This is a genomic window from Streptomyces sp. CNB091 (assembly GCF_000377965.1).
Window position 1 is genome coordinate 107793 of record NZ_KB898998.1, and the last position, 26748, is coordinate 134540.

Annotated in this window: 25 protein-coding genes; 9 read left to right on the top strand and 16 right to left on the bottom strand. The window is 70.9% G+C overall.

Annotated features, from left to right (window positions below; translation table 11 throughout):
- Positions 1 to 53 precede the first annotated feature (53 nt).
- The 3 genes from D581_RS1000000141305 to D581_RS0117215 are packed head-to-tail and all read right to left on the bottom strand — an operon-like array spanning position 54 to position 3505.
- Positions 54 to 752: a hypothetical protein gene (locus D581_RS1000000141305; RefSeq protein ID WP_158688609.1), complete on the bottom strand. Its 699-nt coding sequence runs from the start codon at positions 750 to 752 to the stop codon at positions 54 to 56.
- Between the two features lie 3 nt (positions 753 to 755).
- Complete coding sequence (locus tag D581_RS0117210) at positions 756 to 3053, bottom strand: DUF6571 family protein (RefSeq protein ID WP_018958458.1); 2298 nt, start codon at positions 3051 to 3053, stop codon at positions 756 to 758.
- Complete coding sequence (locus tag D581_RS0117215; protein ID WP_018958459.1) at positions 3053 to 3505, bottom strand: hypothetical protein; 453 nt, start codon at positions 3503 to 3505, stop codon at positions 3053 to 3055. The genes D581_RS0117210 and D581_RS0117215 overlap by 1 nt, the downstream gene beginning before the upstream one ends.
- Before the next feature lie 530 nt (positions 3506 to 4035).
- On the opposite strand from D581_RS0117215, the gene D581_RS0117220 reads away from it, so the two are divergent.
- The gene (locus tag D581_RS0117220) at positions 4036 to 4680 is read left to right on the top strand and encodes an IclR family transcriptional regulator (protein ID WP_018958460.1); all 645 of its coding nucleotides are present in this window, start codon (positions 4036 to 4038) and stop codon (positions 4678 to 4680) included.
- A 185-nt stretch (positions 4681 to 4865) separates the two neighbouring features.
- Positions 4866 to 5654 carry a S16 family serine protease gene (locus D581_RS1000000140760; RefSeq protein ID WP_018958461.1) on the top strand — a complete coding sequence of 263 codons (789 nt, stop codon included), beginning with the start codon at positions 4866 to 4868 and terminating at the stop codon, positions 5652 to 5654.
- Here the strand turns inward: D581_RS1000000140760 and D581_RS0117230 are convergent.
- From D581_RS0117230 to D581_RS0117265, 8 genes are all read right to left on the bottom strand, one after another.
- Complete coding sequence (locus D581_RS0117230) at positions 5614 to 6939, bottom strand: MFS transporter (RefSeq protein ID WP_018958462.1); 1326 nt, start codon at positions 6937 to 6939, stop codon at positions 5614 to 5616. The genes D581_RS1000000140760 and D581_RS0117230 overlap by 41 nt on opposite strands.
- Before the next feature lie 55 nt (positions 6940 to 6994).
- Positions 6995 to 7189 carry a hypothetical protein gene (locus tag D581_RS0117235; RefSeq protein ID WP_018958463.1) on the bottom strand — a complete coding sequence of 65 codons (195 nt, stop codon included), beginning with the start codon at positions 7187 to 7189 and terminating at the stop codon, positions 6995 to 6997.
- A gap of 43 nt (positions 7190 to 7232) precedes the next feature.
- Positions 7233 to 7847 carry a winged helix-turn-helix domain-containing protein gene (locus D581_RS0117240; protein WP_018958464.1) on the bottom strand — a complete coding sequence of 205 codons (615 nt, stop codon included), beginning with the start codon at positions 7845 to 7847 and terminating at the stop codon, positions 7233 to 7235.
- A gap of 76 nt (positions 7848 to 7923) precedes the next feature.
- Positions 7924 to 8916 (bottom strand): glycine betaine ABC transporter substrate-binding protein, encoded by a 993-nt coding sequence (locus D581_RS0117245; RefSeq protein ID WP_032752786.1) that lies wholly within the window; start codon positions 8914 to 8916, stop codon positions 7924 to 7926.
- Positions 8913 to 9782, bottom strand: a complete 870-nt coding sequence (locus tag D581_RS0117250) for an ABC transporter permease (RefSeq protein WP_018958466.1) — start codon at positions 9780 to 9782, stop codon at positions 8913 to 8915. Before D581_RS0117250 ends, D581_RS0117245 begins: the two co-directional genes overlap by 4 nt.
- Positions 9779 to 11047 carry an ABC transporter ATP-binding protein gene (locus tag D581_RS0117255; protein ID WP_018958467.1) on the bottom strand — a complete coding sequence of 423 codons (1269 nt, stop codon included), beginning with the start codon at positions 11045 to 11047 and terminating at the stop codon, positions 9779 to 9781. Before D581_RS0117255 ends, D581_RS0117250 begins: the two co-directional genes overlap by 4 nt.
- Positions 11040 to 11687, bottom strand: coding sequence for an ABC transporter permease (locus D581_RS0117260; protein WP_018958468.1), 648 nt, complete (start codon positions 11685 to 11687; stop codon positions 11040 to 11042). Before D581_RS0117260 ends, D581_RS0117255 begins: the two co-directional genes overlap by 8 nt.
- A gap of 41 nt (positions 11688 to 11728) precedes the next feature.
- Positions 11729 to 12202, bottom strand: coding sequence for an Lrp/AsnC family transcriptional regulator (locus D581_RS0117265; RefSeq protein ID WP_003968841.1), 474 nt, complete (start codon positions 12200 to 12202; stop codon positions 11729 to 11731).
- 122 nt (positions 12203 to 12324) lie between these two features.
- On the opposite strand from D581_RS0117265, the gene hppD reads away from it, so the two are divergent.
- A complete protein-coding gene (gene hppD, locus D581_RS0117270) occupies positions 12325 to 13470 on the top strand; it encodes a 4-hydroxyphenylpyruvate dioxygenase (protein WP_018958469.1) in 1146 nt (381 codons plus the stop codon).
- An 87-nt stretch (positions 13471 to 13557) separates the two neighbouring features.
- Here the strand turns inward: hppD and D581_RS0117275 are convergent, their stop codons facing one another.
- A complete protein-coding gene (locus tag D581_RS0117275) occupies positions 13558 to 15354 on the bottom strand; it encodes a tetratricopeptide repeat protein (RefSeq protein ID WP_032752799.1) in 1797 nt (598 codons plus the stop codon).
- Between the two features lie 97 nt (positions 15355 to 15451).
- Between D581_RS0117275 and D581_RS0117280 the strand changes: the two genes are divergently transcribed.
- Positions 15452 to 16819 carry an FAD-linked oxidase C-terminal domain-containing protein gene (locus D581_RS0117280; protein WP_018958471.1) on the top strand — a complete coding sequence of 456 codons (1368 nt, stop codon included), beginning with the start codon at positions 15452 to 15454 and terminating at the stop codon, positions 16817 to 16819.
- 97 nt (positions 16820 to 16916) lie between these two features.
- On the opposite strand, the gene D581_RS0117285 is transcribed toward D581_RS0117280, so the two are convergent.
- The gene (locus D581_RS0117285; RefSeq protein ID WP_018958472.1) at positions 16917 to 17399 is read right to left on the bottom strand and encodes an SsgA family sporulation/cell division regulator; all 483 of its coding nucleotides are present in this window, start codon (positions 17397 to 17399) and stop codon (positions 16917 to 16919) included.
- A 247-nt stretch (positions 17400 to 17646) separates the two neighbouring features.
- Between D581_RS0117285 and D581_RS0117290 the strand changes: the two genes are divergently transcribed.
- On the top strand, positions 17647 to 19344 hold the full coding sequence (locus D581_RS0117290) for an RDD family protein (RefSeq protein WP_018958473.1): 1698 nt from the start codon (positions 17647 to 17649) through the stop codon (positions 19342 to 19344).
- Between the two features lie 281 nt (positions 19345 to 19625).
- Positions 19626 to 20300 (top strand): RDD family protein, encoded by a 675-nt coding sequence (locus tag D581_RS0117295; RefSeq protein WP_018958474.1) that lies wholly within the window; start codon positions 19626 to 19628, stop codon positions 20298 to 20300.
- A 33-nt stretch (positions 20301 to 20333) separates the two neighbouring features.
- Here D581_RS0117295 and D581_RS0117300 read toward each other — a convergent pair whose 3' ends face one another.
- A complete protein-coding gene (locus tag D581_RS0117300) occupies positions 20334 to 20654 on the bottom strand; it encodes a hypothetical protein (protein ID WP_018958475.1) in 321 nt (106 codons plus the stop codon).
- A 427-nt stretch (positions 20655 to 21081) separates the two neighbouring features.
- Between D581_RS0117300 and D581_RS0117305 the strand changes: the two genes are divergently transcribed.
- A complete protein-coding gene (locus D581_RS0117305) occupies positions 21082 to 23484 on the top strand; it encodes an immune inhibitor A domain-containing protein (protein WP_018958476.1) in 2403 nt (800 codons plus the stop codon).
- A 124-nt stretch (positions 23485 to 23608) separates the two neighbouring features.
- Positions 23609 to 24040 carry a hypothetical protein gene (locus tag D581_RS0117310; RefSeq protein WP_032752787.1) on the top strand — a complete coding sequence of 144 codons (432 nt, stop codon included), beginning with the start codon at positions 23609 to 23611 and terminating at the stop codon, positions 24038 to 24040.
- A 78-nt stretch (positions 24041 to 24118) separates the two neighbouring features.
- Here D581_RS0117310 and D581_RS0117315 read toward each other — a convergent pair whose 3' ends face one another.
- Together D581_RS0117315 and D581_RS0117320 are read right to left on the bottom strand one after the other, a co-directional pair.
- Positions 24119 to 24709, bottom strand: a complete 591-nt coding sequence (locus tag D581_RS0117315) for an isochorismatase family protein (protein WP_018958478.1) — start codon at positions 24707 to 24709, stop codon at positions 24119 to 24121.
- Between the two features lie 239 nt (positions 24710 to 24948).
- Positions 24949 to 26277 carry a nicotinate phosphoribosyltransferase gene (locus D581_RS0117320; protein ID WP_018958479.1) on the bottom strand — a complete coding sequence of 443 codons (1329 nt, stop codon included), beginning with the start codon at positions 26275 to 26277 and terminating at the stop codon, positions 24949 to 24951.
- A gap of 79 nt (positions 26278 to 26356) precedes the next feature.
- On the opposite strand from D581_RS0117320, the gene clpS reads away from it, so the two are divergent.
- Positions 26357 to 26674: an ATP-dependent Clp protease adapter ClpS gene (gene clpS, locus D581_RS0117325; protein ID WP_026290599.1), complete on the top strand. Its 318-nt coding sequence runs from the start codon at positions 26357 to 26359 to the stop codon at positions 26672 to 26674.
- Positions 26675 to 26748 lie beyond the last annotated feature (74 nt).

Consider the following 26748-nt stretch of genomic DNA (forward strand, 5'->3'; position numbering starts at 1 on the left):
GGGCGCGTACGGATACGCGTTCCGCCCTCCCCATTCTTGTCCTCGGCGGGCCCTCAGCCGTTCGCGGGTTCGGGGACCCGGGCGGGAAGTGCGGCCTCGTCCGCACAGCCGAGTTCCTCGGCCAGGCCACGGGCGACGTCGTTGAGGACGGTCATCCGGTCCTTGACCGTGCTGCTGGGGTGGGTCTGGTTGGTCGGGACGTAGAGGGTTGCTTTGACGTAGGGGAAGTTTCCATCGGGCCCCTTCGTCGCGCAGGCGAAGAATAGGGTCGCGTAGGTGCTGCCTGGCGTGGAGTTCACCGAAGCGAACTCTCCAAGGGGAAAGAAAAACTCTCTGTTCCCGGCCGCTGATACTTCTTCCGGCACGGTCGAACGGGGTTCGATGTTGATGTCGAGGAGCGGGAAATCGTTCTTCCCGTCGGCTCTGTACACCGTGCATTGATTGCGCAGAAGGTACTCCGCGTGAAGCCGCTTCGCAGCCAAGGGCAGAGAGAATCGGTATGGTTCGCCATTCCGCCGTTCGCCTGAAAGCTCCGTGTACCGCTCTGTCCCTCCGATTCGTTTCAGTGCAGTCCTGGCCGAAGGCTTCAACGTGCTGTCGCATACCTGCGACGGGGAACGTACAGCCTCTTCCGACGCGCCGCTTTCGTCGCCGCCGCATCCGGCGGCCCCTATGACGAGCACCGCCCCGTACGCCGCCCAGCGCCAGACCTTGCCCACCGAAATGTTCCCCTTCGCGGTTCTTGTCGTCATGGCTCAGTCCTTGTAGGCGGGGCGACCACGGGTGTCACCCTGGCCCGAGCCTGTGTCGTAGGCGTTCTTGACGTCCTGGGTCCAGTCCGTCCGGTCGGTGGACTCGTCCATCCGGGGATTCTCCTTGAGGTAACTCTCATAGGCTGCCCCCAGTTCGGCGGCCCCCTTCCCGTAGAACTCCTGACTGGTGAGCTGTGCCTGTTCTCTCGGATCCTTCTCGGCCCCGTCGATCCCCTTGTCGATCTCGTGCCCGATGAAGGTGTTCACCACGTTGCCGATCGTGTCCGCGGCCAGCGGTGCGACCACGAGCGCCGCCGCCGTCGAACCGGGCACGGGGATGGCGGCGATACCGCCTCCCACCACGACTCCGGCACCCAGCTTGACCCAGTCGCCGGAGCGGCCCAGCGACTTGTTCTGCTCCTCGGCGTCCCCCTTGAACGTCTCCTCCGCCTGCTGTACGCGGGAGTGGTCGAGGATGCCGCGCGCCTCGGCTCCCGTGGTCAGGGCGTCGTGCGCGTTGTCGATGTTCTGTGAACTCGTGGCGGGGTTGGCGTCCAACGCGCTCAGTGTGTAGAGGTGCTGCGCCGTTGTGACGACACCGTGTGAGGTTTCGTTCTGGCCGAGAACGCTCAGGAAGTTGATGGCGCCCTGATTGCCGAAGTCGGCCCGTCCCGCGTACTTCGCGGGGAAGGTGTCCGGGTCCTTCGCGCTGTCGCCGATACCCGTCAGGCTGTAGTTGATGTCGTCGATGTACGCCGCCCCCATCTTGCCGAGGCTGTCGGCCAGTTGCGACTGCTCATGGAGCATCTTCGGCCCGTCCTCGCTCCCGTACAGGAACGCGACCTGTTCCATGACCCCTGCCGTCTCCGCGGTGCGCAGATCGCGGTTGCCGGGGATCAACGGATCCTTGGCGGTCATCGGATCGCCGTCGTAGACGTATCCCGTGGTGGCGGCCTCCAGCGCGTGGCCGAGGGAGTCGTGACCCGCGATGACCTTGTTGTCGCCGCCCATGATGGAGGCGTCGGACAGCCAGATGCGTTCCTTCGTCAGGTACTTGAGGTTCTCGTTCACCTCCGATTCCTTGTCGACCCCCGCTCCGGCGCCTTCCGGCTGGGCGAAGAACTGCGTCGCGGCACCGGGGTTGTGGCCGAGGGCCTCCAGGAAGCCGGTCATCGGGTCGCGGCCCCGGTCGTCCTTGCTGTAGAAGTTCAGGTCGCCGTTGTTCCAGTTGTTGATCCATGGACTCATGTGCTCGACGTTGCGTTCCTTGTCGAACGCCACGAGCTTCTCGCCGTAGTCGTTGAGGAACTGGTCGTCGTAGTCGCCGAACCGCATGAGATTGCTCATGACGGCGAATCCACGGGGATTGTTCGCGTGGTCGGTGCCGAGTTCCTCCGGGCCCAGCTTGACCATCTTCTGCTCCCAGGACCGCATGGCCGCGCTGTCCGAGAGTGTGGCGGTGCCCAGCGCGACACCCAGATTCTTCTGGAGGAGTTTGGCCTGTTCCAGCCGCTTGGGGTCGGCCCCATAGCCCTGGTACGGGTCGGCGACTCCGGCGTAGAACTTCAGCAGCCCGTCGGGCGTCGTGGAAGTGGCGAGCTTCTCCGCGAACAACGGGTCCTTGCCGTACTTGGCGAGTGTGGCGTTGACCGTGTTCAGTTCCGTCGTCGTGAGGTCGGTCGTGTCCTTCTTGAGGATCTTGGCGAGTGCCGCTGCCTCGGCGACGGCCTTCGCCGCGGAGTCCCGGTCCGGGTAGTCGGCGCCGGAGAACCCGTGCTCGGCCTGGTTCACGATGAGCCGCAGCGCCTCGGACGCGGTGGTGTCGCTGCGCGTGGCCTTCTGCAGGATTGCCTGGACCCGGTCCCGCAGGCCGTCCACGTCGTTCTGGCTGTGCTCGGGGAGCGTGGTGCCCTGGGCGGCGCGGTCCGGGTGGATGTTCATGGTGACGGTGAACGATCCGTCGCCCGTGTCCCTGACCGTCAGGTTCTTCTTCCCGCTCTGCGAGATCACCTCGTTGAGCTCGTCGCGGAAGGCGACCAGCTCGTCCCGGGTGTCTCCGAGGATGCGGGCGACCGTGCGGGCCTGGGTGTGGGCGTCGGCGAACTCGCCCGCGGTCTTGTCCACGAAGGACCGGGTGACGGTGGCGTTCTCGCCGGCCCACCGGGCCTTCGCCGCCTTGCCGCCCAGGTTGTCCTTGGCGTCGCTCTTGAGGGTCGCCAACTTCTTGACCATCTGCTCCCAGTCGGTGATCGCCTCACCGAGCTGCGAGAAGTTGCCGAAGCGGAGGGCGTCGAGGTCCATCAGGCGCCCTTCCTCTCGTTGAAGCCCGCGTCGAGCGTGGCGATGCTGCTGACGGTTCCCGCGATGTGGACCTCGTCGCCCGCGTGGGCGCCCTTGGTGAAGTCGAGGTGGTTGGAGATGTGCGCGGTGGCGTCCAACAACGACCTGGACTGGTCGATCCAGCGCGATGCCACGTGGTCCAGCGCGCCGCCGAGTGCGAACCCCTGGGTCTTCAGCCCTCCGGCCGCCTTCTGAGAAGCGGCGCGGGCGTGTTCGCTCACCCGGCCGAAGTTCTGATGCAGCTCGAAAGCCGCGTCTCCGATCGCGGCCAGGTCTGTCTGGTTGACCGCGAGGTCCCCTTGCCGACTGCCGCCCCCGCCACTCGGTTCCGGCGGTAACTGGTTCAGCCGCATCCGCTGCGACCGTTGGTCGGCCGCGTCGGCCTTCAGCTGCTCCCACTCGTCCCACGCCATGGATCTGAACGCCTCCCGCGAGCCCGGCCGCCCGTTGCCGGCGGCTGTGTGTCAGGAAAGCTACCCATCAGGCGCGTCGCGCGGCCGCCCGTTCCGTTGTTCGTCACACATTCCGAACAGACGGTGCTTCCGGCATGCGGTGACCAAGGGAGAGGCGCAAGGAATCGTGTACCAATACTTCACGCAGTGTTAACGCCTGTTCACCCCTGAGTGTGCCCTGTCGTGCACCAGTCGTGACACGTGAACGCGCGTAGATGTTCGCTTTCCGGACGCCGCCCCGCTGACCGGCCCTTATGCGCGGGCCGTTGCGTGGCCCCGCGTCCGGAGACCGGATTCTGGACGAGGACTTCCGCTGAGCGGACTGGATCGCTACTGTCCCCGCCATATGAACGCCCCGTGGCAACGCCGCCGCGGAGCGCAGCCGGTGCCTTGCCAGGCCGGCGGCCTCTCCGTGCGTCGCCGCTGGGACCGGCGGCGCAACCCCGCCGGAGCAGGACCGTCGTCGCTCACCCCGAAGAGGAGAGGGCGTCGTGACAGCGGAGACCTCCCAGACGCTCGACCGAGGACTGCGCGTCCTCAAACTGCTCGCCGACACCGATCACGGCCTGACCGTCACGGAGTTGTCCAACAAGCTCGGTGTCAACCGGACCGTCGTCTACCGATTGCTCGCCACCCTGGAGCAGCACGCCCTGGTCCGCCGTGACCTGGGCGGCCGCGCCCGGGTCGGCCTGGGTGTGCTGCGGCTCGGCCGCCAGGTGCATCCGCTCGTCCGGGAAGCCGCGCTGCCCGCGCTGCGCTCCCTGGCCGAGGACATAGGGGCCACCGCCCATCTCACGCTCGTCGACGGCAGCGACGCCCTCGCGGTCGCCGTCGTCGAGCCCACCTGGACCGACTACCACGTCGCCTACCGGGCCGGCTTCCGGCATCCGCTGGACCGGGGCGCGGCGGGCCGCGCCATCCTGTCCGCCCGGCAGACCACGGAGGCCGGACACCCCGGGTACACCCTCACCCACGGCGAGCTCGAGGCCGGGGCCAGCGGGGCGGCCGCGCCTCTGGTCGGCGTCTCGGGCGTGGAGGGCAGCGTCGGTGTCGTCATGCTCGCCGACGCCGTACCGGAACGGGTCGGGCCCCGTGTGCTCGACGCCGCCCGGGAGGTGGCCGACGCGCTGCGGTAGGCCCAGGTGGCCGGGAGGTGGCCGACGGGCTGCCGAAAAGTGGGCGCGTACCGGCCGGGGAGGTGGCCGACGTGCTGCGGTAGGCCGTACCGGCCGGGGAGCGCCCGGGTCCGCTCCCGCGGAGATGGCGGGGGCGGCGTACGCCTGGCGCGTTCCGGCCGGAGGGCGGCGGTTAGATTGGGTGCGTGCTCACTCGTCTCACGCGCCCCCGCGTCCTCGCCCTCTGCGCGCTGCCCGTCCTCGCCCTCTTCGGTACGGCGGCCCTCGCCCCGCTGCCGTTCACCCTGGCCCGGCCCGGACTGACCGCGGACGTGCTCGGCAAGGACGACGGGCGGCCGGTGATCACCATCACCGGCGCCGAGACCCGGCCCACCGACGGGCAGCTGAGGATGACGACGATCCTCGCCACCGGGCCGAAGGCGGACGTCCGTATCGGCGAGGTGGTCGACGGCTGGTTCCGGACCGACCGGGCGGTCATGCCGCGTGACTCCGTCTACCCCACCGGGGGCTCCGAGAAGGAGATCGAGAAGCACAACCTCGACGACATGAGGCAGTCGCAGAACGTCGCCGTCGACGCCGCCCTGAACTACCTGGACCGCGAGCCCGGTTCGATGCGCGTCGAGGTGGACCTCGGCGACGTCGGCGGCCCGAGCGCCGGCCTTTTCCTCTCCCTCGGCATCATCGACAAGCTCGACGGCAACGGCTCCGGTGGCGACCTCACCGGCGGCCGCACCATCGCCGGTACGGGGACGATCGACGCGGACGGCAAGGTCGGCGCGGTCGGCGGCGTGTCGATGAAGGCCCAGGGCGCCCACCGCGACGGGGCGAGCGTCTTCCTCGTGCCGAAGGCCGAGTGCGCTCAGGCGGAGGCCGAGGCGCCCGACGGGCTGCGGATCGTGCCCGTCTCCACGCTGAAGGACGCGGTCGGCTCGCTCAGGGCCCTGGCGACGGGTGGGAAGGTGCCGAGCTGCTGACCTGCGGCGGCACCGGCTGCACGGGTGGCGCCGGCTGTACGGGCTCCGTCACCGGCCCGTCGTCCAGCGTCCGCCAGGACGGGAACACCAGCGGGCTCAGCGTGGCCAGGAAGTAGACCCCGCCCATCAGCAGCAGCGCCCCCGTCGCGCCCGTGCCCTCCACCAGCAGCCCGGCCGCCAGCCCGCCCAGCGGCATCGCGAACTCGCTGCCCGCCGTCAGCACCCCCGACACCCGGCTGCGCAGCCGGTCCGGCACCCGCTCGTAGACCACCGTCGTCAGGATCGGGTTCAGCACGCCGCCCGCGATCCCGCCGAGCAGCATCGTCACCGCGAGCGGCAGCGTCGTCCCGGTCACCGCGGCGACCAGGAACCTCGGCGCGCCGCACAGGATGACGCACACCGTGAACACCGTCCGCCGTGAGAACCGGTGCCCCACCGCCCCGTACAGCAGCGCCCCGATCAGCCCGCCCGCCCCGAACAGCGCGGTGAGCAGCCCGATGGCGGTGGCGCCGCCCAGCTCGGCCTCGGCGTGCACGGGGAGCAGGACGGCGTACCAGCCCTGGTCGGTGCCGTTCATGAACATCACCATGACCACGATCGCCAGCAGCAGCCGGTTGCCCAGCAAGTGGGCGTATCCCTCGCGGAGTTCGGAGCCGTACGTGCGCAGCGATACCGGGGCTTCGGCCTTCCTCGGTTCGGCCGCGCGGATTCCCCGTACCCCCGCGGCGATCAGCAGTGCGGACAGCCCGAACGTCGCCGCGTCGAGCAGCAGGACCGTCTCCGCGCCGACGAAGGCGATGAGGACTCCGGCCAGTGCCGCGCCGACCATCCGGGCCCCGCGCGAGACCGCGTCGAAGAGGCTGGCGGCCCGGGGGAGCGTGGTGCCGGCGTGCTCGGCCAGGTCCGGGATCAGTACGTAGCGCGCGGTGTTGCCCGGGGTGTGGGCGAACCCGTTGACCGCCATCAGCGCGCACAGCATCCAGAAGTCGAGGACGCCGGCGAAGTGCAGCAGCGGGATCGTCGCGATCGCCGACGCGCACACCGCGTCGGAGGCGATGGCGACCCGGCGGCGGCCGATCCGGTCGATGACCGGTCCGCCGATCAGGGCGGCGACGACGATCGGCAGGGTCGCGCAGAAGGCGACGAGCCCGGCCCGGCCCGCGCTGCCGGTGGTCTCCAGGACGAACCAGGGGACGCCGATCAGGGTCAGTGAAGTGCCCGCGGTGGAAATGGCGTTGGCCGCGAGCGTGGCGGCGAGCGGGGTGCGGTTCCTGCGATGCCCCATGGCGCTGTCTCTCCCCGAGTCGATGGTTACGCCGGGTCTCTCCCCGAGTCGATGGTTACGCCGGATGGAAGGCGGCGGTGCGGGGCGCGGTCGCGTCCCGGCTCTGGGTCGTCAGGCGCAGCCCCACCTCGACGAGGGTCCAGCCGATCCGGGTGCGCAGGCTGGTGCGGGGGAGACGGAACGCCGTTGCCGCGTGGTGGAGTTCAGCGGCTCGGGCGGCGTGCAGGAGGTGGTGGACGTCGGCGTGCATAAAACGGTTCCCCTCGGGTGGTGGGCTGTTGGCGGCGTGGCGCTCATTCGGAGGGGCGCGGGAAGGCGTGCAGGTGGGTCCGGACGACGGCCGAGCCCTCGGTGTCGTCGGGGACGGCGCCCCGGTAGCTCTCCATCAGTTCGTGGACCTTCCGGGACAACTCCAGGGCGAGTGCCGGGGTGAGGCGGAGTGTGAAGTCGCTCATGTCCCAGCTGCGCTGCCACTCCTCCGACCAGTCGCCCACGGTGCCCAGCCAGGTGTTCAGCTCCTGGGCGTGGGACGTGGCCGTCTCGTACAGGACGAAGTCGATGGCCCCGCGCACCTCCGGGTCGGCATGCGTCCGGAAGTCCGTGGTCTCGAACATCGAGCCGTCGTGCACCGACCGCCACCAGCGCTCGCGACCCTTGCCCAGCTCCGGAGCGTCCTCGACCAGCCCGCTCTCCGCCAACTGGCGCAGGTGGTAGCTGGTCGCACCGCTGGACTCGGCGAGCCTTTCGCCGAGTTGGGAAGCGGTGGCGGGGCCGAAGTCGCGCAACGCCTTCAGTAGGCGAATCCGCAGGGGGTGCGCGACGGCGCGCAGCGTACGGGCGTCGACGTTGTGGATCCTGCGGTCGGTTCCGTCGTGGCGGTAGGGGTGGACGTCCTCGTTCTCTGCCATGGTTCGAAGGTAGAGATGCAAAGAAAACTTTGCAAGGCTTTTTTGCAAGGAACTGTTTGCAAGGATCCTTTGTAACTCACCCCTCCTTGATGAACCCCTCCGCCACCAGCCAGTCCTTCGCCACCTCGTGCGGGTCCTCGCCCTCCACGTCCACCTTGGCGTTCAGCGTCTGCGCGACCTCGGTCGTCAGCTTCTTCGCCAGCGGGTCCAGCAGCTCCGCGATCACCGGGTACTTCTCGAAGGTCGCCTCGTGGATGACCGGGGAGGCGTTGTAGTTGGGGAAGAAGTCCTTGTCGTCCTCCAGGACGTCCAGGTTCATCGCCTTGATCCGGCCGTCGGTGGTGAACACCTCGCCCAGCAGGCAGGAGTCGGACTCGGAGACCTGGGTGTAGATGATCCCGGCGTCCATCTTGCGGATGTTGCCCGCCGGGATGCTCATCCCGTACTTCTTCTCCATGCCGGGCAGCCCGTCGTCGCGGGAGGCGAACTCGTTCTCCACGCAGATCGTCACCGCGCCCGGGTCCTTCTTCGCCAGGGCCGCCACGTCCGAGAGGGTCTTCAGCCGGTACCTGGCGTTGTTCTTCTTGCTGATGGCCAGCGCGTACGTGTTGTCGAGCGGCGCCGGCGGCAGCCAGACCACCCCGTTGCCGCGGTCCTCGTCCCGCACGGCCTCGTACTGCTTCCTCGGGTCGACGATCGGGTCCGCGTGGCCGAGGAAGGTGATCCAGCCGGTGCCGGTGTAGTCCCACTGGGCGTCGGCGTCGCCGTTGATGATGGCCTCGCGCGCGCTGATCGAACCCGGCAGGTTCGTCCGGTCCAGGACCTCCGCCCCGGCCGCCTTGAACACCAGGCCGGTCATCTGGCCCAGGATGATGTTCTCGCTGAAGTTCTTCGACGTCACGGTCAGCGTCGCGCCCTTGAGCGGCTCGCCCTGCCCGACCGACCCCGGCGACACGTCGTCCACCATCGGCGAACCGCTCTTGAGCCCGCAGCCGCCCACCGCCACCGCCAGGGCCAGGCCACCGATCGCCACAGCCCCGCGCCGGGGAACGTACGCCGTCCTCCTCATCGCTCCTCCAGCCCGCGCGGCGTCAGCGCCAACTCGGCCAGCGAGGCCAGCCAGTCCACCAGCAGGGCCAGCACCACCGTCAGCACCGAGCCGATGACCAGCACCGGCATCCGCTGCGTCTGGATCCCCGACGTGATCAGGTCGCCCAGCCCGCCGCCCCCGCCGAACGTCGCCAGCGTCGCCGTGCCGACGTTCAGGACGAGTGCCGTACGCACCCCGGCCAGGATCAGCGGGACCGCGAGCGGCAGCTCCACCTTCATCAGGACGCCCCGGCCGGACATCCCCATCCCGCGCGCCGCCTCGATCATGTTCGGCTCGATCGCCCGCAGGCCCGCCACCGTGTTGGAGAGCACCGGGAGCACCGCGTAGATCACGATGCCGATGATCGCGGTCCGCGGGCCGATGCCCAGCCAGATCACCAGCAGCGCCAGCAGACCGATCGCGGGCGTCGCCTGCCCGATGTTGGCCAGCGCGGTGAACGCCGGGGCCGCCTTCCGCAGCCGCCGCCGGGTCAGGGCGATGCCCAGCGGGATCGCGATGATCAGCACCCAGAACGTGGAGATCGCCGTCAGCCGCACGTGCTGCCACCAGCGCAGCTGCACATTGCCCCCGGTCAGCGAGTTCTCCGCGATCGAGTCCAGGCGGGTGTTGGTGATCCAGACGTAGGTGACGACGAGGATCACCACCAGCACCACCGGCAGGACCACCAGCTTCCGCCAGGTGAACCGGCGCTCCGGAGCGGCCGGGGCGGGGGAGGGGTCGCTCTCCTCGTCGTGGAACGCGTGGCCCTTGACGTCGTGCTCGCCCGGCGGACGGGTGGGGGCGGCCGGGCCCTTGCCGGAGCCGGCCCGATGGCTGGGACTCATCGGCCGCCGCCACCCCCCTCCAGCTCCTGCTCCGTCTGGTGGACCCGCAGCTCCTCCAGCTCGTGCTGGTGCTCCATCGCCGTCAGCCGGTCGGCCTCCAGCAGCTCCTGCACGTTGTCCATCAGCGTCTTCATGTCGACGACCCCGATGAACTCGCCGCGCCGCCCGGTCACCGCGACCCGGCCCCCGCTGTCGGTGAGGACCGCCTCCAGCGCGTCGTGCAGCGTGGCGTCCCGGGTCACCGTGTCGTGCACCAGCTGCCCGGCCCGCGCCAGCGAACCGCGCGCCCGCATCAGGTCGCCGCGCCGCAGCCACTTGTACGGGCGGTTGCGGCGGTCCAGCATCAGCAGCTCGTTGTGCGAACCGCTGCGCAGCTTGTTGAAGATCGACTGGAGCGGGTCCTCGACCGTCACCGTCGGGAAGTCCGCGATGCCCACATCCCGTACGCGGGTCAGGTTCAGCCGCTTCAGGGCCGCGCCCGCGCCGACGAAGCCGGAGACGAAGTCGTCCGTCGGGTTGGTCAGGATCGCCTCGGGGGTGTCGAACTGCGCGATGTGCGAGCGCTCCCGCAGCACCGCGATCCGGTCGCCGAGCTTGATCGCCTCGTCGAAGTCGTGGGTGACGAACACGATCGTCTTGTGCAGCTCGTGCTGGAGCCGGATCAGCTCGTCCTGGAGGTGGTCGCGGGTGATGGGGTCGACGGCCCCGAACGGCTCGTCCATCAGCAGCACGGGAGGGTCGGCGGCCAGCGCCCGCGCCACCCCCACCCGCTGCTGCTGCCCGCCGGAGAGCTGGCGCGGATAGCGGCCGTGGAACTCGCGCGGGTCCAGGCCCACCAGGTCGAGCATCTCCTCCACCCGGTCCTTCACCCGGGACTTGGACCAGCCGACCATCTTCGGGACCAGGGCGATGTTGTCCGCCACCGTCATGTGCGGGAAGAGGCCGGAGGACTGGATGGCGTAGCCGATCTTGCGGCGCAGCTTCACCGGGTCGATGTCGGTGACGTCCTCGTCGTCGATCCGGATCCGGCCCGACGTCGGCTCGATCAGCCGGTTGATCATCTTCAGGGTGGTGGACTTCCCACAGCCGGACGGCCCGACGAAGACCACCGTCTCACCCGCCCTGATCTCCATCGAGACGTTCTCGACGGCCGGATTCGGGGTGCCCGGGTAGCTCTTGGTGAGGTTCTCCAGCTGGATGGTGGCCCCGGAGGTGGCGGTGGCCCCCTCCTCCGCGACGACGGCGCCGGTCTCGGTCTCAGGCACGGATCCCCCTCGGGATGGTCAGCCGCCCCAGCAGGACGTACGCGGCGTCGAAGAGCAGGGCCAGGACGACGATGCCGAGCGTGCCCGCGAGGACCTGGTTGATCGCGTTGGCGCTGCCCAGCGAGGCGATGCCCCGGAAGATCTCGTTGCCGAGGCCGGGCCCGGAGGCGTACGCGGCGATGGCGGCGATGCCCATCAGCATCTGGGTCGAGACCCGGATCCCGGTCAGGATCGGCGGCCAGGCGAGCGGCAGCTCCACCCGGCACAGCCGGGCCGGCCGCGACATCCCGATGCCCGCCGCCGCGTCGACCAGCGACGGATCGACGCCCCGCAGCCCGACGATGGCGTTCCGGACGATCGGCAGCAGCCCGTACAGCGTCAGGGTGATCACGGTCGGCGCGACACCGAGGCCGACCAGGGGAATCAGCAGACCGATCGCGGCGAGGGAGGGGATGGTGAGGATCGTGGCCGTGGAGGTGATGGCGAGCGAGCCGCCCCAGCCGCTGCGGTAGCTCACCACGCCGATGACCACGCCCAGCACGGTCGCGATCACCATGCACTGGAAGACCGCGCTGACGTGCTGGAACGCGTCCGTGAGCAGCTGCTGGTGGCGGGTGTTCAGATACTCCCAGAAGCTCACACGGCGCTCCTTCGGATCGGGTGGCCTCCCGAGCCCTTCGCTCAGTCGGTGTCCTCGGCCGCCTGTTCCACCAGCGGGATGATCCGCAGCGGAACCGGGTTCTCCATGACGATCGCCGTGGAGGCCCGGACAATGCCATCAAATCCGACAACCCGGTCGATCACCCGCTGGAGATCCGCGTTGGAACGGGCGACGAGGCGGCAGAACATGTCGCCGTGCCCGGTGGTCGTGTGCAGCTCCAGCACTTCCGGCACCCCGCCCAAGTGGGCGCGTACATCGGCCCCTTGGCCCTGCTTGATCTCCAGCGTGGCGAACGCGGTGACCGGGTAGCCGAGCGCCGCCGGATCCACGTCGGGTCCGAATCCCCGGATGACGCCGTTCGACTGAAGACGGTCCAGCCGCGCCTGCACGGTCCCGCGCGCCACCCCGAGCCGCCGGGACGCTTCGAGGACACCGATCCGCGGTTCGCGCGCCAGGAGCACGATGAGCCGCCCGTCCAGATGATCGATCGCCATGAGCCTGCCTCTGATGGTCACCCTGTACAGATAGTCCGGCCATCATCGCGACGCGCTGGGCACATTGACCAGTGGATGCGCGAACTGTTGCGCACCTTGCGATGTGGGGAGAGCCTTCGAACATGACTGAGACTCTGCACACCAGCCCCGAAACCGCCCGGCGGGCCGACCCCTTCCCGGTCAAGGGAATGGACGCGGTCGTCTTCGCCGTGGGCAACGCCAAGCAGGCCGCGCACTACTACTCGACCGCCTTCGGCATGAAGCTGGTCGCCTACTCCGGACCGGAGAACGGCACCCGCGAGACCGCGAGTTACGTCCTGACCAACGGCGCCGCCCGCTTCGTGTTCACCTCGGTGATCAAACCGTCCACCGAGTGGGGCACCTTCCTCGCCGACCACGTCGCGGAGCACGGCGACGGTGTCATCGACCTCGCGATCGAGGTCCCGGACGCCCGCGCCGCGTACGCGTACGCCGTCGAGCACGGCGCCCGCGGCCTCACCGAGCCGCACGAGGTCAAGGACGAGCACGGCACCGTCGTCCTCGCCGCCATCGCCACGTACGGCAAGACCCGCCACACCCTGGTGGAGCGCTCCGGCTACGAGGGCCCCTACCTCCCCGGCTTCGCGGCGGCCTCGCCGATGGTCGAGCCGCCCGCCAAGCGCACCTTCCAGGCGATCGACCACTGCGTCGGCAACGTCGAGCTCGGCCGCATGAACGAGTGGGTCGGCTTCTACAACCAGGTCATGGGCTTCACCAACATGAAGGAGTTCGTGGGCGACGACATCGCCACCGAGTACTCCGCCCTGATGTCGAAGGTCGTCGCCGACGGCACGCTCAAGGTCAAGTTCCCGATCAACGAGCCGGCCATCGCGAAGAAGAAGTCGCAGATCGACGAGTACCTGGAGTTCTACGGCGGCGCGGGCGTCCAGCACATCGCGCTCGCCACGAACGACATCGTCGCCTCGGTCCGCGCGATGCGCGCCGCCGGCGTCCAGTTCCTGGACACCCCGGACTCGTACTACGACACCCTCGGCGAGTGGGCCGGCGAGACCCGGGTGCCGGTCGAGACCCTGCGAGAGCTGAAGATCCTCGTCGACCGCGACGAGGACGGCTATCTGCTGCAGATCTTCACCAAGCCGGTCCAGGACCGGCCGACCGTCTTCTTCGAGATGATCGAGCGCCACGGCTCCATGGGCTTCGGCAAGGGCAACTTCAAGGCCCTGTTCGAGGCGATCGAGCGCGAGCAGGAGAAGCGCGGCAACCTCTGAGCCGTACCGTGCGCACATGACGCCGCCGCGGTCCGGGGCAGTACCCCGGACCGCGGCGGCCACGTCGTTCGCGGCGTCCTGTCCGGGTCAGGGGCTCTTCGACGCCTCGGCCGCCGCCTCCGGCTTCCCGGCCGCAGCGCTGCTCGCCGCCGCCTTCGACGGGGCCGGGGCCGGGGACGGGGGCGCGGAAGGGGCCGCCTTCGAGGGGACCGGAGCCTCGGGCTTCGTCTCCCGCCCCGTCTCCCGCTCCCTCTTCCGCTCCCCTTCCCGCTCTGTCTCCGGTTTCGGATCCGGGGCGGGCGGCGGCGGGGCCGGCCGCGTGGCGCCCGGCCCGCCCGGCGGCGGCTCGCCCAGCGCGTCCAGCGCCTGGCGGGCCAGCGGCGCGGCGAGCGGCGAGAAGGCCGGGTTGGTGCGCACGGCCTGTTCCAGATTCCGGCGCGCCGGGCCGTAGTCCTCCAGCTCCCGCTGGATCACGCCCAGGTGGTAGGCGTACGAGGCGTTCCGCACGCCCGTGTCCGCGGCCCGCTGCGCGTACTCCAGGCCCTCCTCCGACTCGCCCGCCCGGTGCAGCGCCCAGCCCAGCGCGTCCGCCACCGCCGCACTGCGGTGCTGCTTAGCCCACTGGCCGCGCAACAGCTCCACCGCCGCGTCCGGGTCCCCGTGGTCGGCCTCGAAACGGGCCAGCACCAGGGACTCGTCGACCCCGGTCTTCTTCGCCCCGGCCACCATCTTCCGCAGCCGGGCGTACTGGGTGCGGGCGTCCCCGTCCAGCCCCAGCGACTCGTACAGCTCGCCCAGCTCCAGGGCGTACTCCGGGCGCGGGAGCTTCTCCAGCGCGCTCTGGTACGCGGCCAGCGCCTCGTCGGTGCGCTCCAGCGCCACCAGGGCCCGGGCCCGGCCCGCCAGCGAGGCGTGGTGACCGGCGTCCGTGCGCAGCGCCGCGTCGAACTGCGCCACCGCCTCCTCCGGCTCGCCCCGCTCCCAGGCCAGCTCGCCGAGCCGGTGCAGCGCCTCGGCCTTCTCGGCGGGCTGCGTCGCCCGGTCCGCCGCCTCCCTGGCGGTGGCCAGCGCGTCCTCGCGCCAGCCCTGGCCCCGGTACAGCTCGGCGGTGCGGGCCAGCGCCGGAACGCCCTTGCGCAGCTCGCCGAACTTCTCCGTCGCCGCGGTCGCCGCCTTCTGGTCGCCGAGCCCGGTGTACGCGTCGATGAGGACCGGGTACACGCTCCAGGCCTTCGGCTGCTGCCTCTTCACGGTCTCGCCCCACCGCTTCGCCGCGAGGAAGTCGTGCCGGGCGTTGGCCAGGGCCGCCAGGCCCACCCACGCCTCCTCGTTCCCGCGCTCGCCCGCCCGCGCCTCCAGCGAACGCTTCAGGGTCTCCTCGGCGCGGGCGTAGTACGTCGTGTCCGCCGAACGCCGCGCCCACTCCACGTACGCCGTGCCGAGCGTCGCCAGGGACGGGGCGTCCTCGGGGTGGGACTCCACCCACTTCTGCCGGTCCCCGATCAGCGCGGTGAGGTCCGACAGTGAAGCGGGGGAGCCCGCGGTCACCGCCGCCTCGGCCCGCTCGACCGGCCCCGGCTCCTTCGGCCCGTCCCCCTCCCCGTCCTCCACCGCCACCAGCGCCCCGGCCAGTAGCACCCCGGCGGCGACCGCCCCGAACGCGGCCCGGCGCAACGTCGTCCGCAGGGTGGGCGGCGGCGGGGGTACGGCGGTGGCGCCTTCGGCGGGCATCACGTAAGGGGCTTGCGGGTCTCGCGAGTCCAGCGGCTCCAGCGGGTCCAGCGGCTCCAGCGGGTCCAGCAGGTCCTGTGGGCCCTGTGGCCCCTGCGGGGACGGCTCGGGCGGCTGGCGGGACTCCGGACCCTGCTGCGGCATGACATCCATGGCCATCACTGTGCGTCAGTCATACGAGCACACCGCTCCTTCGGATCGTCGCCGCCCACGGGTTCACACCATTGGCCCCGGGTGTCACGCTTGGATCATGAGCGATCTCCTCGAACGGCTGCGCGCGGGACTGCCCCCCGAGGCGCTGATCACCGATCCGGACGTCACCGCCTCCTACGCCCACGACATGGCGAGCTTCTGCGAGGCCGGCACCCCGGCCGTCGTGGTGCTCCCGCGCACGGTCGAGCAGGTCCAGCACGTCATGCGCACCGCCACCGCGCTGCGCGTCCCGGTCGTCCCGCAGGGCGCCCGTACCGGCCTGTCCGGCGCGGCCAACGCCTCGGACGGCTGCATCGTGCTCTCCCTGGTGAAAATGGACCGGATCCTGGAGATCAGCCCGGTCGACCGGATCGCCGTCGTCGAACCGGGCGTCGTCAACGCGGTGCTGTCACGCGCGGTGGACGAACACGGCCTGTACTACCCGCCGGACCCCTCCAGCTGGGAGACGTGCACCATCGGCGGCAACATCGGCACCGCGTCCGGCGGCCTGTGCTGCGTGAAGTACGGGGTCACCGCCGAGTACGTTCTCGGCCTGGACGTCGTCCTCGCCGACGGACGGCTCCTGACCACCGGCCGCCGCACCGCCAAGGGCGTCGCCGGATACGACCTGACCCGGCTCTTCGTCGGCTCCGAGGGCAGCCTCGGAGTCGTCGTCAAGGCCGTCCTCGCGCTGCGGCCGCGGCCGCCCCAGCAGCTCGTCCTCGCCGCCGAGTTCCCCTCGGCAGCCGCCGCCTGTGACGCTGTGTGCCGGATCATGGAGCGTGGTCACACCCCGTCACTCCTCGAACTGATGGACCGTACGACCGTGCGTGCCGTCAACGCGATGGCCTCCATGGGCCTGCCCGAGACCACCGAGGCCCTGCTGCTCTGCGCCTTCGACACCCCCGACCCCCTCGCCGACCTCGCCGCCGTCGGAGCCCTGTGCACCGCCGCCGGGGCCACCGAGGTGGTCCCCGCCGATAATCCCGCCGAGTCCGAACTCCTCCTCCAGGCCCGCCGGATGTCGCTCACCGCGCTGGAGACCGTCAGGCCCGCCACGATGATCGACGACGTCTGCGTACCGCGTTCGCAGCTCGGCGCGATGCTCGCGGGCACGGCGGCCATCGCCGAGGAGTACGACCTCACCATCGGCGTCTGCGCCCACGCGGGCGACGGCAACACCCACCCCGTCGTCTGCTTCGACCACCACGACCCCGACGAGTCCCGCCGGGCCCGCGCGTCCTTCGACGCGATCATGGCGCTCGGCCTGGAACTGGGCGGGACCATCACCGGCGAACACGGCGTCGGTGTCCTCAAGAAGGAGTGGCTCGCCCGCGAACTGGGCGAGACCGGCATCGAACTGCAGCGCTCCATCAAGGCGGCCTTCGACCCGCTGGGCCTCCTCAACCCCGGCAAGCTCTTCTGACAGCAACCCCGGCGCGTTCTTCTGACAGCAACCCCGCGAGCTCTCCTGACAGCGGCCCCGCAAGCTTTCCTGACAGCGCCCTCCCGTTCGGCAGCCCTCACGCCTCGCCGTCCTGGGACGGCGCGTCGTCCGACTGCCACGGGTCGCTCAGCCAGAGGTCGTCGGCCGGCAACGGGGCCAGCAGCTCCGCCAGCGCATCGTCGATGCCGAGCCGGTCGCTCTCCGAACCCGGCGGCACCACCCGCAGGGTCCGCTCCACCCAGGCGGCCACGGCCGCCGAGTTCATTTCGAGCAGGGCGTCGCCGTCGGGGGAGGTGAGGGCCACACAGATGACGCCGCGGCCCGCGACCTTCGTCGGCCAGATCCGTACGTCCCCGTGCCCGCACGGCCGGAACACGCCCTCCACCAGCAGCTCCCGGGCGAACGTCCAGTGCACGGGCGACTCGGAGCCGATGTGGAAGGCGATGTGCACGGCGTACGGGTCGTCCGTGCGATACGTCAGCCGGGCGGGTACGGGAATGGACCGCTCGGGGGACAGGACCAGCTTCAGCTCCAGCTCACGTTCCACGATGCTCATCATGAGAATGCACAACCTTCCGGTGCTCGTGGGCCGGCCCCGTGACCGTCCCGCACAAGGAGAGAGCGCCCTCCCCGCCACCTATTACGCGACTTCTCAAAAAAACTTCACGCAGTCCCGAAAGTGGTCCCAAACAGGTGGACCGGCCCGAGGGCGGTCGGCGGTCTGATAGATGTGGACCCTTGTATTGAGGCCGTCCGCCCGCCCGGCGGGGACGGCCTGAGGCCTCGAAGAGATACGGGACCCGCTGATGAGCGCGCCAACTCCGGCACCCGGTGACGAAAGCCCCCGCCAGGGCTACTACCCCGACCCCTCCATCCCCGGTTACGTCCGGTACTGGAACGGCGCGTCCTGGGTCCCCGGCACGAGCCGCCCCGCGCCCCGTCAGGCGGGCCCGGCCGCCGCTCCCGCCGACGGGGGGCAGGGTGCGCCGGTGGAGGAGACCGGGCCGATCTTCTTCGACGAGGAGGACGGTCTCCAGGAGGGCCTCCAGGACGGCCCGGCGGCCCCGGCGGCCCCGGCGGCCCCGGCGGCCCCGGCGGCCGGCTCCGGTGAACCGGACGCGGACCCCGCGGGCTCCGCGTCCGTCTGGCAGGCGGACACCGCACGCCAGAACGGTTTCGGCGGCGGACGGGACCGCCGGGTCGACTGGGGCGGGCCGGCCCAGGAGCCCGCCGGCCACGCCTCGGCGTCGGCCGACCCGAGGGCGCCGCTGGCCCAGGACCCGACCGGCGGCGCGCTGCCGGGAATGCGGGACGGCGGCCGGTCCGCCGAGGAGGCCGGGACGCGTCCGCCGACCGACGGGACGGTCACGATCCGCGCGGTGGGACCGCGCGCCGCAGGGCCCGACGCCGCACAGTCCAACGCCGCACAGTCCAACGCCGTTCAGCCGGCCGCTCCGGCACCGTCGAACGCCGGTACGCAGCAGGGGCCGCAGAACGTGGTCGCGGCACAGAGCGGCCTCGCACCGGCTCCCGCGCCCCGGGCACTGCCGACGCAGGCGCAGCACGCGCAGCAGTCACAGCAGGCACAGCACGCGCAGCAGCCACAGCAGCGACTGGCACAGCAGGCGCAGCCCCAGCAGACACCGGTACAGCCGGCACCGGTACAGCAGGCAGCCCTGCCGGCCCCCGCGCCGACCGCCCCCGTCCCGGCCCCCGCTCCCGTACCGCAGGAAGTGCGGCAGGGGCCGGTCCAGGCCCCCGCCCCCGTGCCCACGCCATCCCCCGCCCCCGTGCCCCCGGCGGCCCCGCAGACGCCGCTGACGCCGGGCCCCGGCGGCGGCTCGGCCTCCTGGGCGCAGCAGGTCCACCAACTGGCCCAGCCCGAGCCGCGACAGCAGCAACCGCACCAGCAGCAGCAACCGCACCAGCCCCAGCACCAGGGGCCGGGCGCGGACCAGCCCGTCGTGCCCTGGAAGCCGCCGGTCGACGACCATTTCCAGCAACTCGCCCGCAACCAGGCCTCGGCCCGGCCCGCGGGGCTCGGCAAGCGGTTCGCCGCCCGGCTGGTCGACAGTCTCGTGCTCGGCGCGGTCGTCGGGGCCGCGGCCGTCCCGCTGGCGACCCGGGCGCTCGACCACATCGACCGGAAGATCACCGCGGCGAAGGAGACAGGGGAGACGGTCACCGTCTGGCTGCTGGACTCCACCACCGGGGCGCTGCTGGGGGCGCTGCTCGCCGCGTTCCTCCTCATCGGCTTCCTCCTGGAGGCGCTGCCGACGGCCAAGTGGGGCCGGACGCTGGGCAAGAAGCTCTGCGGGCTCGACGTACGGGACATCGAGTCCCACGACGCGCCCACCCTGGGCGCGGCCCTGCGCCGCTGGCTCGTCTACGGCGTGCTGGGGCTCCTCGTCATCGGCGTGGTCAACGTTCTCTGGTGCCTGATCGACCGGCCCTGGCGCCAGTGCTGGCACGACAAGGCGGCCCGCACGTTCGTCGCCGGCTGAGCGGGTTGAGCGGGCTGAGTCGGCTCATCGGGCTCATCGGGCCGACCGGGCTGGGCGCGCTGAGTGGACCCGGGGAAACGCGTGCCCGGGCTCCGGCAGGACGCGTGCCCGGGCTCCGGCAGGACGCGTACCCGGGCTCCGGCAGAACGCGTGCCCGGGCTCCGTGGCAACGCGTGCCCGAGCGTGCGGCGACCTGCCCGTTTAGACTCGGATGCCGCTCCGTGTCCCCCGAACGCACCTGAGCCGTTGCGGGGCCCGGTGGAGCGGGATGCACTGCCCCCATGAGCAACGACCAGCCGACGCCCGGCCAGCCGCCCGAGGACGACGATCCGTTCCTCAAGAAGCCGCAGGAGCCCTCGCCGCCGTCCGAGGGTCGGCCGTACGGCAGCGCGCCGCCCCCGCCGCCGCCCCCGCCCCCGCCCCCGCCGAACGACCCGTACGGCAGCGGCGGCGGCTTCGGAGCGCCCGACCCGCTGGCCGGAATGCCGCCGCTCGCCGAGCCGGGGAAGCGGATCCTGGCGCGGCTCATCGACTTCCTCGTCATCTCGATCCCGCTGTACCTGATCTCCCTCCCCTGGGGCGGCGCGGTCGACGTCAACGGGGACGGCGACGACGGGTTCGGCGACGCCGTCGCCAACGGGTACGGCGGGAGCCAGCTGCTGTGGTCGATCATCGGCCTGGTGGTCTACGTCGCCTACGACACGTACTTCACCCACAAGGACGGCCGCACGCTGGGCAAGCGGCTGCTCAAGCTGCGCGTCGCGATGCTCAACGACGGGCGGGTGCCCGACACCGGGGCGGCGCTGATGCGGGCCGTCGTGCTGTGGGCCCCGGCGCTGCTGTGCTGCCCGTGCCTGTGGTGGCTGATCAACATCGTGCTGATGTTCACCGACAAGCCCTACCGGCAGGGGCTCCAGGACAAGGCGGCCAAGACGGTCGTGGTGGCCGCTCGCTAGCGGACGGCCACCCTGCGGTCCGTCGTCGCCCGCTCAGCGGCGCAGCGAGTGCTCGTCCGCCGGCGCCGGCGCCGACGAGCGGCCCGCCGTGACCCGCTCCCGGGCCCCGATGCCCTCCAAGGCGTGGTGGGTTCGGGCGGCGTCGGCGGTCGCGGTCCGTCCCGCTGCCTCCGCGGCGCGGTGGCGGGGGAGGGGCAGGAGCACGGCGACCAGAAGGCCGAGGGCGAGCGCGGTCGTCCCCACGGCGGCGACGCCGATGCCGGACTCCGTGCGGAACAGCAGCAGCAGGGCGAGCGTCGTGACGACGACGGTGGCCGAACCGTAGGCGAACTGTGCGGCAGTCGGACGCGGCATGGCGGTTTCCGTCCTCGGGACGTCGGATGGGCGGGCGGCGGTCGGCACGGTCGTGCGCGCCGAACGACCCTACGACGGTGGATGCCCGGGCCGGACCGGTAGTAAGCGTGACCTAACGCACGGTACCGGTGCACAGGGGGCGCACGGAGTCACGCCGCTCACCAACCGGACGGCGCGACGCGCCTGTTGGTGTGGGGCGAACGGCCAGGTCCGGGCCGCGGACGTTCTTTTACCGTTCCCATGCCCTTCCCATACCGTCCGCATACCGGAAGGGCACTCCGCATAGTGCACTTGGTCTGTTCAAGTCAAGGTCTGTCTTTTCTTTCATGACTCCGATCGAATGTCGTCACTTGTGACGCGTTTACGCGCGCGGCCCGCTTTCTACCCCCCTGGCCGCTGCGCGGACGCCCGGGGAGGACTGCATCAAGTGACCAATCAGAGACGGGCGCTTCGCGCCGCCGCCGTTGTCGTGGCCATGGCCGCGACCGCCGCGACGGCGTCGACCTTCGCCACCGCCCAGGCGCATGACAGCTCATCAGGTTCCGGTGTCTCCACCGTCGACCGCCGTGACCCGGCGCCGGCCAAGGGGCACGTGGAGCACAACCTGGAGGGTCCCTTCAGCGAGCAGCAGGCCGCTCAGCGCGAAGCCGCGCTGGAGCAGGTGCTGTCCGGGGACAAGAAGGTGACGAACCGGAACGGCTCCAAGGTCGTCAGGCTCGGCGACAAGAAGTACGTGGAGCTCGGCCGGGAGAAGACCGACAAGATCTTCACCATCCTGCTGGAGTTCGGCGACCAGGTCGACGACACCACGATGTTCGACCCGGACGGCGACGGCCCCAAGCCGCCCGTCAAGAAGTTCGGGGGCGCCCCGGGCCCGGCGCACAACAAGATCGCCAAGCCGGACCCGAAGAAGGACAACAGCACCGCCTGGAAGGCCGACTACAACCGGGCGCACTTCCAGGAGCTCTACTTCGGCGAGGGCAAGGGCGTCCACTCGCTCAAGACCTACTACGAGAAGACCTCCTCGGGTCGCTACTCGGTCGAGGGAGAGGTCTCCGACTGGGTCAAGGTCCCCTACAACGAGGCCCGTTACGGCTCCAACTACTGCGGCCAGACCAACTGCGCCAACGTGTGGGACGCGGTGCGCGACGGCGTGAACGCCTGGGTCGCCGATCAGCAGGCCAAGGGCCGCACCGACGCGGAGATCAAGGCGAACCTCGCTGAGTACGACGAGTGGGACCGCTACGACTTCGACGGTGACGGCAACTTCAACGAGCCCGACGGCTACATCGACCACTTCCAGCTGGTGCACGCCGGCGAGGACGAGTCGGCCGGCGGCGGCGCCGAGGGCACCAACGCCATCTGGGCGCACCGCTGGTACGCGTACGGCACGAACGCCGGTGCGACCGGCCCCGCGGACAACAAGGCCGGTGGCGCCCAGATCGGCGACACGGGCATCTGGGTCGGCGACTACACCGTCCAGCCCGAGAACGGCGGCCTGGGCGTCTTCGCCCACGAGTACGCCCACGACCTCGGTCTCCCGGACCTGTACGACACCTCCGGCGGCGGCGAGAACTCGGTCGGCTTCTGGTCCCTGATGTCGGCGGGCTCCTGGCTCGGCACCGGCACCGGCGAGATCGGCAACCTGCCGGGCGACATGACCTCGTGGGACAAGCTCCAGCTCGGCTGGCTCGACTACGACAAGGCCAAGGCCGGCAAGACCTCGCTGCACAAGCTGGGCGTCTCGGAGTACAACACCAAGAACCCGCAGGCGCTCGTCGTCGAGCTGCCCGAGAAGGCCGTCACCACCACCGTCGTCAAGCCCGCCGAGGGTGCGAAGCAGTGGTGGAGCGACATGGGCGACAACCTGTCGAACACCCTGACCCGCTCGGTCGACCTGACCGGCAAGTCCAAGGCCACGCTGGACCTTTCGGGCTGGTACGACATCGAGGCCGAGTACGACTACCTCTACACCGAGGTGTCCGACAACGGTGGCGCCAACTGGACCGCGCTCGACGGTACCGCCGACGGCAAGGCCCTCCCGCGCGACGCCAGTGACAAGCCGGCCCTGACCGACGTCTCGGGCGCGTACAAGAAGCTGTCCTTCTCCCTGGACGCCTACGCGGGCAAGAAGGTCGACTTCCGCTTCCGCTACCAGACGGACGGCGGCGCGGGCGGCAAGGGCTTCGCGGCCGACGCCATCACCGTCACGGCCGACGGCGCCGCGCTCTTCTCGGACAATGCCGAGGGCGACGACAACGGCTGGACCGCGAAGGGCTTCTCGCGCATCGGCGAGTCCTTCACCCAGAACTACCCGCAGTACTACATCGCGGAGAACCGCCAGTACGTGTCGTACGACGAGACCCTCAAGGTCGGCCCGTACAACTTCGGCTTCTCCGGCACCCGTCCGGACTGGGTCGAGCACTACGCGTACCAGAACGGTCTGCTGGTCTGGCTCTGGGACACCTCCCAGAAGGACAACAACACCTCCGTCCACCCGGGCCAGGGTCTGATCCTGCCGGTCGACGCGCACGCCAAGCCGCTGAAGTGGAAGGACGGCTCGCTCCTGCGCAACAAGATCCAGCCGTTCGACGCGCCGTTCAGCTGGTACCCGAACCAGGGCTTCACGCTCCATAACGCGGACGTCCCGCTGCACATCAAGCCCGCCCTGGGCAACCCGGTCTTCGACGACCGCAAGGGCACCTACTGGTACAAGGAGAACCCCACGGGTGGTGTCAAGGTCCCTGACACGAACACCCGCATCTCCATCGTCCACGAGCCCCGCAACGGCTCGACGATGAGCGTGCTGGTCAGCCCCTCGGGCCGCTGATCGAGTAAACCCGCAGGTCAAACCATGATCGGCCGTCGCCCCCTAGCGGGCGGCGGCCGATCGTGTTTAGGTGCGTCTTGTTCACATCCTTATTGACACGACGTCTCACGGGGGAGCGCGGAGCATGGCAGGCGGAGGTTTCTGCAGGTTGCCGAACGGCACGGTGGTGGTCGCACTGACCCTGACCAGACCGGCCGACGGAGCGGGCCCCCACGGGGGTACGGGGGAGGGGCCAGGGGCCCCCGTGCGGGTGCTGGTGCACGCGGCGAACCGGGCGCGCGCCCTGACCAGGCTGCGCAACCTGGGGCTGCGGGCGGTCTACCTGCGCGGCAACGACCGGCCGCCCACGCCGGACGAGGTCACGGCGGTGCTGCACCATCCGGACGGGCTGCTGTGGCGGGCCGCCCCGCAGGCGGAGCCGGCCGGCCTGCCGGGCCTCGCGCCCCCGTCGCCCCCGCCCTCCGCGTCGCCCCAGTCGTGCCAGGAGCTGTGGCACCCGATCAGGGCCCTGCTGGGCCCCACCGGATACGCCGGACCGGCCCGCCCGGCCGCGTAGGCGCGCGAGGCGGTGATATCCGGGCGCGGCGCGCGAGGTGTGATGCCCGGGTGCGGTGGGGTCCCGGGTGCGGTGGGGTTACGACGCGACGACCGGTGTGCCGGAGAGCTTCACGCCCGCCGTGCGCAGCTCCGCCAGGGCCCGCTCCGTGGTCGCCCCGGACACGCCCGCGGTCAGGTCGAGCAGCACGTGCGTGACGAAGCCCTCACGGGCCGCGTCCAGCGCGGTGGCCCGTACGCAGTGATCGGTGGCGATGCCGACGACGTCGACCTCGGTGACGTCGCGGTCGCGCAGCCACTGGGCGAGTCCGGCCCCGTTCTCGTCGGAGCCCTCGAACCCGCTGTAAGCGGCCGCGTACGCACCCTTTTCGAACACCGTGTCGATCGCGCCGGAGGCGACGGCGGGCGCGAAGTTCGGGTGGAAGCCGACCCCCTCCGTACCGGCGACGCAGTGCACCGGCCAGGAGTGCTCGAAGTCCGGGCTGGGCGAGAAGTGGTCGCCCGGGTCGATGTGGTGGTCGCGGGTGGCCACCACGTGGCGGTAGCCGGGCTGGGCGTCGCCGATCAGGTCGGTGATGGCGGCGGCGACGTCGGCACCGCCCGCCACCGCGAGGCTGCCGCCCTCGCAGAAGTCGTTCTGAACGTCCACGACGATCAATGCGCGGTGCATGGCGGGTGTCCTTCGGTGGGGGCGGGAGCGGATGGGGCGGGGACGGGACGGGGGCGGGAGCTCGTGGGGCCGGAGCGGGGTGGCGCCGAGCGGAGGGGGGTGCCGGGGTTTCCGGGTGTGTCCGCGGGTTCGAGCCTAGGCACTGCACCGTCACAATCAAGCCCGTCGGCCAAACCCCCGGTTCCGGACCCGGCCGGTCCGGACGCCGGGGCGACCCTGGGGGCCGCCCCGGGCCGTTCTCAGGCGTACTCGGTCGGGATCACCGGCTCGCCCCGCGACAGCTGGATCGCCGACATCGGCAGCCCCGCGCGCGCCGCCACGTGCCGCTCCCGGATGGCCTCCAGGGGCTCCCGCGCGAGCACCTCGCCACCGCGCACCAGCTCCACCGGCAGCTGCCGGTCGGCCAGCTCCTCGGGGACCGGACCGGTGCCGATCACCTCGGCCTCGGCGACGCCGTGCTCGTCGGTCCGGCGGGCGGCCCACTTGCGGCCGCCCTTCGACGACTTCGCGCCGAGCGACTTCTTCGCCACCGGCACCAGCGGGGCGTCCGGCTCCGCCGAGCCGGCGCGGGCCACCAGCTTGTAGACCATGGAGCAGGTGGGGTGCCCGCTCCCGGTGACCAGCTGGGTGCCGACCCCGTACGCGTCCACCGGCGCGGCGGCCAGCGAGGCGATGGCGTACTCGTCCAGGTCCGAGGTCACCACGATCTTCGTGTCCGTCGCCCCCAGCTCGTCCAGCTGCTGCCGCACCCGGTGCGCGACCAGGAGCAGGTCCCCGGAGTCGATCCGTACGGCGCCCAGCTCGGGCCCCGCGATCTCGACGGCCGCCCGGACCGCCTCGGTCACGTCGTACGTGTCGACCAGCAGCGTCGTGCCCCGGCCCAGCGAGTCCACCTGCGCCCGGAACGCGTCGCGCTCGCAGTCGTGCAGCAGGGTGAAGGAGTGCGCGCTCGTGCCGACGGTCGGGATCGCCCAGCGGAAGCCGGCCGCCAGGTCGGAGGTGGCGTCGAAGCCGCCGACGTACGCGGCGCGGGCCGAGGCGACCGCGGAGAGCTCGTGGGTGCGGCGCGCGCCCATCTCGATCAGCCGGCGGCTCCCGGCGGCGGCCGACATCCGTGAGGCGGCGGCGGCGATGGCGGAGTCGTGGTTGAGGATGGAGAGGATCACCGTCTCCAGCAGCACGCACTCGGCGAAGGAGCCCTCCACGCGCAGGATCGGGGAGCCGGGGAAGTAGACCTCGCCCTCCGGGTAGCCCCAGATGTCGCCGCCGAAGCGGTAGTCGGCCAGCCATTCGAGGGTGGGCTCGTCGACGATCTCCTGCTGCCGCAGGAAGCCGATCATCTCGTCGTCGAAGTGGAAGTTCTCCACCGCGTCCAGCACCCGGCCGGTGCCCGCGACGACTCCGTAGCGCCGCCCCTCGGGCAGCCGGCGGGTGAACGCCTCGAAGACCGAGTGCCGGTCGGCGGTGCCGGCCCTGAGGGCCGCCTGCACCATGGTCAGCTCGTACTGGTCGGTGAAGAGCGCGGTCGACGGAACGCCGACCCGTCGCCCGAGGTCCGCTGAGTTCATGGCTGGGATGCTACCCCCTATTCGTCAAAGTGACGAGATGTGGGGTCCGTTTATGCGCGGGACCCGCCCGGGTGGCAGCATGGGACAGGTGAGCGTTGCTACCCCGCTAGAGATCGAACGTCCCGATTCGGCCGAGGAGACCTTCGCGGTCCCCGAGCCGGACGTCCCGTGGGTGACGCTCGTCCACAATGACCCGGTCAACCTCATGAGCTACGTGACCTACGTCTTCCAGGCCTACTTCGGCTACCCGAAGGACAAGGCCCACCGGCTCATGATGGACGTGCACCAGAAGGGCCGCGCCGTCGTCTCCAGCGGGAGCCGCGAGGAGATGGAGCGCGACGTCCAGGCCATGCACGGATACGGACTGTGGGCCACCCTCACCCAGGACCGCAACTAGAGCCGCCCGGGCCCGCCCGACCGCCCCGCTCTCGCCCGCCCCGCCCTCCCCCGCCCCGTTCGACCCACCATCGG

Excerpts from the sequence above, each read along its gene's own strand:
- D581_RS1000000141305 (WP_158688609.1), bottom strand. The coding sequence starts at position 752 with ATGACGACAAGAACCGCGAAGGGGAACATTTCGGTGGGCAAGGTCTGG.
- D581_RS0117210 (WP_018958458.1), bottom strand. The coding sequence starts at position 3,053 with ATGGACCTCGACGCCCTCCGCTTCGGCAACTTCTCGCAGCTCGGTGAG.
- D581_RS0117215 (WP_018958459.1), bottom strand. The coding sequence starts at position 3,505 with ATGGCGTGGGACGAGTGGGAGCAGCTGAAGGCCGACGCGGCCGACCAA.
- D581_RS0117230 (WP_018958462.1), bottom strand. The coding sequence starts at position 6,939 with ATGGGGCATCGCAGGAACCGCACCCCGCTCGCCGCCACGCTCGCGGCC.
- D581_RS0117235 (WP_018958463.1), bottom strand. The coding sequence starts at position 7,189 with ATGCACGCCGACGTCCACCACCTCCTGCACGCCGCCCGAGCCGCTGAA.
- D581_RS0117240 (WP_018958464.1), bottom strand. The coding sequence starts at position 7,847 with ATGGCAGAGAACGAGGACGTCCACCCCTACCGCCACGACGGAACCGAC.
- D581_RS0117245 (WP_032752786.1), bottom strand. The coding sequence starts at position 8,916 with ATGAGGAGGACGGCGTACGTTCCCCGGCGCGGGGCTGTGGCGATCGGT.
- D581_RS0117250 (WP_018958466.1), bottom strand. The coding sequence starts at position 9,782 with ATGAGTCCCAGCCATCGGGCCGGCTCCGGCAAGGGCCCGGCCGCCCCC.
- D581_RS0117265 (WP_003968841.1), bottom strand. The coding sequence starts at position 12,202 with ATGGCGATCGATCATCTGGACGGGCGGCTCATCGTGCTCCTGGCGCGC.
- hppD (WP_018958469.1), top strand. The coding sequence starts at position 12,325 with ATGACTGAGACTCTGCACACCAGCCCCGAAACCGCCCGGCGGGCCGAC.
- D581_RS0117275 (WP_032752799.1), bottom strand. The coding sequence starts at position 15,354 with ATGGATGTCATGCCGCAGCAGGGTCCGGAGTCCCGCCAGCCGCCCGAG.
- D581_RS0117280 (WP_018958471.1), top strand. The coding sequence starts at position 15,452 with ATGAGCGATCTCCTCGAACGGCTGCGCGCGGGACTGCCCCCCGAGGCG.
- D581_RS0117285 (WP_018958472.1), bottom strand. The coding sequence starts at position 17,399 with ATGATGAGCATCGTGGAACGTGAGCTGGAGCTGAAGCTGGTCCTGTCC.
- D581_RS0117290 (WP_018958473.1), top strand. The coding sequence starts at position 17,647 with ATGAGCGCGCCAACTCCGGCACCCGGTGACGAAAGCCCCCGCCAGGGC.
- D581_RS0117295 (WP_018958474.1), top strand. The coding sequence starts at position 19,626 with ATGAGCAACGACCAGCCGACGCCCGGCCAGCCGCCCGAGGACGACGAT.
- D581_RS0117300 (WP_018958475.1), bottom strand. The coding sequence starts at position 20,654 with ATGCCGCGTCCGACTGCCGCACAGTTCGCCTACGGTTCGGCCACCGTC.
- D581_RS0117310 (WP_032752787.1), top strand. The coding sequence starts at position 23,609 with ATGGCAGGCGGAGGTTTCTGCAGGTTGCCGAACGGCACGGTGGTGGTC.
- D581_RS0117315 (WP_018958478.1), bottom strand. The coding sequence starts at position 24,709 with ATGCACCGCGCATTGATCGTCGTGGACGTTCAGAACGACTTCTGCGAG.
- D581_RS0117320 (WP_018958479.1), bottom strand. The coding sequence starts at position 26,277 with ATGAACTCAGCGGACCTCGGGCGACGGGTCGGCGTTCCGTCGACCGCG.
- clpS (WP_026290599.1), top strand. The coding sequence starts at position 26,357 with ATGGGACAGGTGAGCGTTGCTACCCCGCTAGAGATCGAACGTCCCGAT.